Annotated in this window: 1 protein-coding gene; it reads left to right on the top strand. The window is 70.3% G+C overall.

From position 1 onward, the window contains the following. Positions 1-100 precede the first annotated feature (100 nt). Positions 101-2,668, top strand: coding sequence for an aminopeptidase N (gene pepN, locus ACJA3G_RS34710; protein WP_406557013.1), 2,568 nt, complete (start codon positions 101-103; stop codon positions 2,666-2,668). The last annotated feature ends 16 nt before the right edge of the window (positions 2,669-2,684 follow it).

Genomic DNA, 2,684 nt, shown 5'->3' with positions numbered 1-2,684 from the left:
ATTCGGACCTTTACCCTCCGGGCAAAAGCCCTGTACGCCCCCCGGACGTCTCGTGCAAGGATGGCCGAAACCGTAGAGAAGTCCTGAAGGAGATGGCCGGGTGCCTGGCACGAATCTGACCCGTGAAGAGGCCCAGCGGCGCGCGGAGCTGCTGAGCGTCGACTCGTACGCGATCGAGCTCGATCTGAGCGGCGCGCAGGAGGGCGGGATCTACAGGTCCGTGACCACCGTGCGCTTCGACTCCGCCGAGGACGGCGCCGAGACGTTCATCGACCTCGTCGCGCCCGCCGTGCACGAGGTGGTCCTCAACGGCACCGCGCTCGACCCGGCCGCCGTGTTCGCCGACTCGCGCATCGCGCTCGCGGGCCTGCGGTCCGGGCCGAACGAGCTGAAGGTGGTCGCCGACTGCGCGTACACCAACACCGGCGAGGGCCTGCACCGCTTCGTCGACCCGGTCGACGACCAGGCGTACCTCTACACCCAGTTCGAGGTGCCGGACGCCCGCCGCGTCTTCGCCTCCTTCGAGCAGCCGGACCTGAAGGCGACCTTCCAGTTCACCGTGAAGGCCCCCTCGGGCTGGACCGTGATCTCGAACTCGCCGACCCCGGAGCCCGCCGACGACGTCTGGGTCTTCGAGCCGACGCCCCGGATCTCCAGCTACATCACCGCGCTGATCGCCGGTCCGTACCACAGCGTCCACTCCTCGTACGAGAAGGACGGGCAGTCCGTACCGCTGGGCATCTACTGCCGCCCCTCGCTCGCCGAGTTCCTCGACGCGGACGCGATCTTCGACGTGACGCGGCAGGGCTTCGACTGGTTCCAGGAGAAGTTCGACTACGCCTACCCGTTCGCCAAGTACGACCAGCTCTTCGTGCCGGAGTTCAACGCGGGCGCGATGGAGAACGCGGGCGCGGTGACGATCCGGGACCAGTACGTGTTCCGGTCGAAGGTCACGGACGCCGCCTACGAGGTGCGCGCCGAGACCATCCTGCACGAGCTCGCCCACATGTGGTTCGGCGACCTCGTCACCATGGAGTGGTGGAACGACCTGTGGCTGAACGAGTCGTTCGCCACGTACACCTCGATCGCCTGCCAGGCGTACGCGCCGGGCTCCAAGTGGCCGCACGCCTGGACCACGTTCGCCAACTCCATGAAGACCTGGGCGTACCGGCAGGACCAGCTGCCCTCCACGCACCCGATCATGGCGGACATCCGCGACCTCGACGACGTGCTCGTCAACTTCGACGGCATCACGTACGCCAAGGGCGCCTCGGTGCTCAAGCAGCTCGTCGCGTACGTCGGCATGGACGAGTTCTTCCAGGGCGTGCAGGCGTACTTCAAGGCGCACGCCTTCGGCAACACGCGCCTGTCCGACCTGCTCGGCGCGCTGGAGAAGACCTCCGGGCGTGATCTGAAGACCTGGTCGAAGGCGTGGCTGGAGACGGCCGGCATCAATGTGCTGCGTCCGGAGATCGAGGTCGACGGCGAGGGCCGCATCACCTCCTTCACCGTCCTCCAGGAGGCCCCGGCGCTGCCCGCCGGCGCCCAGGGCGAGCCCACCCTGCGCCCGCACCGGATCGCGATCGGCTTCTACGAGCTGAACGAGACGGGCAAGCTGGTGCGCACCGACCGCATCGAGCTGGACGTGGAGGGGGCGCGCACGGCGGTCGAGCTTCCGGCGGGCACGCACCGCCCGGCGGTCGTCCTCCTCAACGACGACGACCTCAGTTACGCGAAGGTGCGCCTCGACGAGGAGTCCCTGAAGGTCGTCACCGCGCACCTCGGTGACTTCGCCGAGTCGCTGCCGCGCGCGCTGTGCTGGGCCTCGGCCTGGGACATGACCCGTGACGGGGAGCTGGCGACCCGCGACTACCTGGCGCTCGTGCTCTCGGGCATCGCCAAGGAGTCGGACATCGGTGTGGTGCAGTCGCTGCACCGCCAGGTGAAGCTGGCCCTTGAGCTGTACGCGGCGCCCGAGTGGCGCGAGACGGGGCTGACCCGCTGGACCGACGCGACGCTGGAGCAGCTGCGGGCGGCGGCGCCCGGCAGCGACCACCAGCTGGCGTGGGCGCGGGCGTTCGCCGCGACCGCCCGCACCGGTGAGCAGCTCGACCTGCTCCAGGGGCTGCTCGACGGCACCGAGGCGGTGGACGGCCTGGCCGTCGACACCGACCTGCGCTGGGCGTTCGTCGAGCGCCTCGCGGCGACCGGGCGCGCGGACGAGAAGGCGATCGCGGCGGAGCTGGAGCGCGACCGTACGGCGGCGGGCGAGCGCCACGCGGCGACGGCGCGTGCCGCGCGCCCGACGGCCGAGGCGAAGGCCGAGGCGTGGGCGTCGGTCGTGGAGGGCGACTCGCTGCCCAACGCCGTGCAGGAGGCGGTGATCGGGGGCTTCGTCCAGGTCGACCAGCGCGAGCTGCTGGCGCCGTACACGGAGAAGTTCTTCGCGGCGGTCAAGGGCGTGTGGGAGTCGCGTTCCCACGAGATCGCGCAGCAGATCGCGACGGGGCTGTACCCGTCGCTCCAGGTCTCGCAGGCGACGCTGGACACGACGGACGCGTGGTTGGCGTCGGCGTCCCCCAACGCGGCGCTGCGACGGCTGATCTCGGAGTCCCGGGCAGGGGTTGAGCGGGCGCTGCGGGCCCAGGAGGCGGACGCGGCGGCGTAGTTTCCTGCCCCCACCC

The sequence above is a fragment of the Streptomyces sp. YS-3 genome (assembly GCF_045257485.1).
Classification (GTDB): Bacteria; Actinomycetota; Actinomycetes; order Streptomycetales; family Streptomycetaceae; genus Streptomyces.
The sequence above is the reverse complement of the archived record's forward strand: the minus strand, read 5'-3'. Positions and strand labels throughout refer to the sequence as shown.